The organism is Streptomyces sp. NRRL S-1022 (assembly GCF_000720135.1).
GTDB lineage: Bacteria > Actinomycetota > Actinomycetes > Streptomycetales > Streptomycetaceae > Streptomyces.
The window spans coordinates 1-5,030 of record NZ_JOIU01000063.1; the positions used below are offsets into that span (position 1 = coordinate 1).

Here is a 5,030-nt window from a genome sequence, read left to right on the forward strand (position 1 = left end):
AACACAGTGGACGCGAGCAACTGAGGACAAGCCCTCGGCCTATTAGTACCGGTCACCTCCACACGTTACCGTGCTTCCAGATCCGGCCTATCAACCCAGTCGTCTACTGGGAGCCTTACCCCATCAAGTGGGTGGGAGTCCTCATCTCGAAGCAGGCTTCCCGCTTAGATGCTTTCAGCGGTTATCCCTCCCGAACGTAGCCAACCAGCCATGCCCTTGGCAGGACAACTGGCACACCAGAGGTTCGTCCGTCCCGGTCCTCTCGTACTAGGGACAGCCCTTCTCAAGACTCCTACGCGCACAGCGGATAGGGACCGAACTGTCTCACGACGTTCTAAACCCAGCTCGCGTACCGCTTTAATGGGCGAACAGCCCAACCCTTGGGACCGACTCCAGCCCCAGGATGCGACGAGCCGACATCGAGGTGCCAAACCATCCCGTCGATATGGACTCTTGGGGAAGATCAGCCTGTTATCCCCGGGGTACCTTTTATCCGTTGAGCGACGGCGCTTCCACAAGCCACCGCCGGATCACTAGTCCCGACTTTCGTCCCTGCTCGACCCGTCGGTCTCACAGTCAAGCTCCCTTGTGCACTTACACTCAACACCTGATTGCCAACCAGGCTGAGGGAACCTTTGGGCGCCTCCGTTACTCTTTAGGAGGCAACCGCCCCAGTTAAACTACCCATCAGACACTGTCCCTGATCCGGATCACGGACCCAGGTTAGACATCCAGCACGACCAGACTGGTATTTCAACGACGACTCCACAAACACTGGCGTGCCTGCTTCACAGTCTCCCAGCTATCCTACACAAGCCGAACCGAACACCAATATCAAACTGTAGTAAAGGTCCCGGGGTCTTTCCGTCCTGCTGCGCGAAACGAGCATCTTTACTCGTAGTGCAATTTCACCGGGCCTATGGTTGAGACAGTCGAGAAGTCGTTACGCCATTCGTGCAGGTCGGAACTTACCCGACAAGGAATTTCGCTACCTTAGGATGGTTATAGTTACCACCGCCGTTTACTGGCGCTTAAGTTCTCAGCTTCGCCCTGACGAATCAGAGCTAACCGGTCCCCTTAACGTTCCAGCACCGGGCAGGCGTCAGTCCGTATACATCGCCTTACGGCTTCGCACGGACCTGTGTTTTTAGTAAACAGTCGCTTCTCGCTGGTCTCTGCGGCCACCCCCAGCTCAGAGCGCAAAGCTCATCACCAGACGTGGCCCCCCTTCTCCCGAAGTTACGGGGGCATTTTGCCGAGTTCCTTAACCATAGTTCACCCGAACGCCTCGGTATTCTCTACCTGACCACCTGAGTCGGTTTAGGGTACGGGCCGCCATGAAACTCGCTAGAGGCTTTTCTCGACAGCATAGGATCATCCACTTCACCACAATCGGCTCGGCATCAGGTCTCAGACACATGATGTGCGGATTTGCCTACACACCGTCCTACACCCTTACCCCGGGACAACCACCGCCCGGGATGGACTACCTTCCTGCGTCACCCCATCACTCACCTACTAACCGCTTGGTTCGGCGGCTCCACCACTTTCCTTTCCCCGAAGGGTCCGGAACGGCTTCACGGCCTTAGCATCACGATGCTCGATGTTTGACGCTTCACAGCGGGTACCGGAATATCAACCGGTTATCCATCGACTACGCCTGTCGGCCTCGCCTTAGGTCCCGACTTACCCTGGGCAGATCAGCTTGACCCAGGAACCCTTAGTCAATCGGCGCAAACGTTTCTCACGTTTGTATCGCTACTCATGCCTGCATTCTCACTCGTCAACCGTCCACGACTACCTTCCAGTGCCGCTTCACCCGGCAGACGACGCTCCCCTACCCATCACAGCACCCGTTGGGGCTTATTGCTGCAATGACACGACTTCGGCGGTACGCTTGAGCCCCGCTACATTGTCGGCGCGGAATCACTAGACCAGTGAGCTATTACGCACTCTTTCAAGGGTGGCTGCTTCTAAGCCAACCTCCTGGTTGTCTGTGCGACTCCACATCCTTTCCCACTTAGCGTACGCTTAGGGGCCTTAGTCGATGCTCTGGGCTGTTTCCCTCTCGACCATGGAGCTTATCCCCCACAGTCTCACTGCCGCGCTCTCACTTACCGGCATTCGGAGTTTGGCTAAGGTCAGTAACCCGGTAGGGCCCATCGCCTATCCAGTGCTCTACCTCCGGCAAGAAACACACGACGCTGCACCTAAATGCATTTCGGGGAGAACCAGCTATCACGGAGTTTGATTGGCCTTTCACCCCTAACCACAGGTCATCCCCCAGGTTTTCAACCCTGGTGGGTTCGGTCCTCCACGAAGTCTTACCTCCGCTTCAACCTGCCCATGGCTAGATCACTCCGCTTCGGGTCTTGAGCGTGCTACTAAAAACGCCCTATTCGGACTCGCTTTCGCTACGGCTTCCCCACTCGGGTTAACCTCGCAACACACCGCAAACTCGCAGGCTCATTCTTCAAAAGGCACGCAGTCACGAGATACGTGCAAGCACGTATCCGACGCTCCCACGGCTTGTAGGCACACGGTTTCAGGTACTATTTCACTCCGCTCCCGCGGTACTTTTCACCATTCCCTCACGGTACTATCCGCTATCGGTCACCAGGGAATATTTAGGCTTAGCGGGTGGTCCCGCCAGATTCACACGGGATTTCTCGGGCCCCGTGCTACTTGGGTGTCTCTCAAACGAGCCGCTGACGTTTCGACTACGGGGGTCTTACCCTCTACGCCGGACCTTTCGCATGTCCTTCGCCTACATCAACGGTTTCTGACTCGTCCTGTCGCCGGCAGACGACAGAAGAGAGATCCCACAACCCCGCATGCGCAACCCCTGCCGGGTCTCACACGCATACGGTTTGGCCTCATCCGGTTTCGCTCGCCACTACTCCCGGAATCACGGTTGTTTTCTCTTCCTGCGGGTACTGAGATGTTTCACTTCCCCGCGTTCCCTCCACACTGCCTATGTGTTCAGCAGCGGGTGACAGCCCATGACGACTGCCGGGTTTCCCCATTCGGAAACCCCCGGATCAAAGCCTGGTTGACGACTCCCCGGGGACTATCGTGGCCTCCCACGTCCTTCATCGGTTCCTGGTGCCAAGGCATCCACCGTGCGCCCTTAAAAACTTGGCCACAGATGCTCGCGTCCACTGTGCAGTTCTCAAACAACGACCAGCCACCCATCACCCCCGGATACATCCGGAGTTCACTGGGGCCGGCGACTGAGGAAGTTCATTCCCTCAGACACCCAACAGCGTGCCCGACACGACCAGCCGACCAGATCAGCGTTCCACGCCCCGAAGGGCAGTACTAGCGCCTGATCCATCCTGGATCGTGCCGAATAATCAACGTTCCACCCTTGAGCAACCAGCACCGGACATTCGCCGATGTACTGGCCTCTGACCGAGCGAACTCGGTAAGAAGTGCTCCTTAGAAAGGAGGTGATCCAGCCGCACCTTCCGGTACGGCTACCTTGTTACGACTTCGTCCCAATCGCTAGTCCCACCTTCGACAGCTCCCTCCCACAAGGGGTTGGGCCACCGGCTTCGGGTGTTACCAACTTTCGTGACGTGACGGGCGGTGTGTACAAGGCCCGGGAACGTATTCACCGCAGCAATGCTGATCTGCGATTACTAGCAACTCCGACTTCATGGGGTCGAGTTGCAGACCCCAATCCGAACTGAGACCGGCTTTTTGAGATTCGCTCCACCTCACGGTATCGCAGCTCATTGTACCGGCCATTGTAGCACGTGTGCAGCCCAAGACATAAGGGGCATGATGACTTGACGTCGTCCCCACCTTCCTCCGAGTTGACCCCGGCGGTCTCCTGTGAGTCCCCATCACCCCGAAGGGCATGCTGGCAACACAGAACAAGGGTTGCGCTCGTTGCGGGACTTAACCCAACATCTCACGACACGAGCTGACGACAGCCATGCACCACCTGTACACCGACCACAAGGGGGCGCCTGTCTCCAGACGTTTCCGGTGTATGTCAAGCCTTGGTAAGGTTCTTCGCGTTGCGTCGAATTAAGCCACATGCTCCGCTGCTTGTGCGGGCCCCCGTCAATTCCTTTGAGTTTTAGCCTTGCGGCCGTACTCCCCAGGCGGGGAACTTAATGCGTTAGCTGCGGCACCGACGACGTGGAATGTCGCCAACACCTAGTTCCCACCGTTTACGGCGTGGACTACCAGGGTATCTAATCCTGTTCGCTCCCCACGCTTTCGCTCCTCAGCGTCAGTAATGGCCCAGAGATCCGCCTTCGCCACCGGTGTTCCTCCTGATATCTGCGCATTTCACCGCTACACCAGGAATTCCGATCTCCCCTACCACACTCTAGCTAGCCCGTATCGAATGCAGACCCGGGGTTAAGCCCCGGGCTTTCACACCCGACGTGACAAGCCGCCTACGAGCTCTTTACGCCCAATAATTCCGGACAACGCTTGCGCCCTACGTATTACCGCGGCTGCTGGCACGTAGTTAGCCGGCGCTTCTTCTGCAGGTACCGTCACTTTCGCTTCTTCCCTGCTGAAAGAGGTTTACAACCCGAAGGCCGTCATCCCTCACGCGGCGTCGCTGCATCAGGCTTTCGCCCATTGTGCAATATTCCCCACTGCTGCCTCCCGTAGGAGTCTGGGCCGTGTCTCAGTCCCAGTGTGGCCGGTCGCCCTCTCAGGCCGGCTACCCGTCGTCGCCTTGGTGAGCCGTTACCTCACCAACAAGCTGATAGGCCGCGGGCTCATCCTTCACCGCCGGAGCTTTCAACCCTCACAGATGCCTGCAAGAGTGATATCCGGTATTAGACCCCGTTTCCAGGGCTTGTCCCAGAGTGAAGGGCAGATTGCCCACGTGTTACTCACCCGTTCGCCACTAATCCCCTCCCGAAGGAGGTTCATCGTTCGACTTGCATGTGTTAAGCACGCCGCCAGCGTTCGTCCTGAGCCAGGATCAAACTCTCCGTGAATGTTTTCCCGTAATCGGGATGAACACCACGAGAGCGGTGCGAGAGGAGGAATAGTCC

At 57.4% G+C, this 5,030-nt stretch carries 2 rRNA genes; both read right to left on the minus strand.

Going from position 1 to position 5,030, the window contains the following annotated elements:
* Positions 1 to 22: 22 nt before the first annotated feature.
* A 23S ribosomal RNA gene (locus tag IG05_RS0140580) occupies positions 23 to 3,144 on the minus strand.
* 301 nt (positions 3,145 to 3,445) lie between these two features.
* A 16S ribosomal RNA gene (locus tag IG05_RS43070) occupies positions 3,446 to 4,973 on the minus strand.
* The 16S and 23S rRNA genes sit together here, the layout of an rRNA operon.
* Positions 4,974 to 5,030 lie beyond the last annotated feature (57 nt).